Source organism: Chromohalobacter sp. 296-RDG, assembly GCF_029889885.1.
Taxonomy (GTDB): Bacteria; Pseudomonadota; Gammaproteobacteria; order Pseudomonadales; family Halomonadaceae; genus Chromohalobacter.
On sequence record NZ_JARANY010000307.1, the window covers coordinates 1 to 586 of the forward strand.

Genomic DNA, 586 nt, shown 5'->3' on the forward strand with positions numbered 1-586 from the left:
GTACTGCTCAGTTTATCTCTCCAGGGTATTCAGCCCAATATTGCCGATTAGCGCCGGTCTATCTGTCGAGTAGATCGCGTAATGCTCGGACACCGGCGTCTCCAGAGAATAGGGGGCGTCGAGCAGCGGCCTGCGACGCTCTTGCAGCTCATAGAGAATGCCTTTTTGGCGTTTCCTGTCGAACGTTTCGACGCAGGAGATATCGCGGACCGGATCCATGCGCCAGTACGCCGAGCGATTCAACCAGGGCGGGCTCACCAGCATCAGGACGACGATCTCCATCTCGGAACATTGGCTCGGGAACCAGGTTTCGAATTCCGGCAACGGCGGGGCCAGCACGATGTGCTCTGTTGCGCCCTCTTCCTTCCCTTTCACATGTACCTGGAACCAGGGTCGGTTCTCGGTCATCCACGCGCTCTGCCAGCGATACACCTCCTGCTGTCCCGGCCCTTGCCTCCAGAGCGCTCCCTCAGCGTTCGTTGCCTGTCCCTCACCGACTGTGACGAGCATCTCACCTCCTGACCGAATGAACACTATAGATTGTAGCCCTATAGTGTTCGCCTTGGCCAGATAGTCTCTTTTATGG

At 57.5% G+C, this 586-nt stretch carries 1 protein-coding gene; it reads right to left on the minus strand.

The features are described 5' to 3' along the window. Window positions 1-12: 12 nt before the first annotated feature. On the minus strand, window positions 13-586 hold a 574-nt coding region (locus tag OP495_RS18685; protein WP_280571287.1), incomplete at its 5' end, for a hypothetical protein.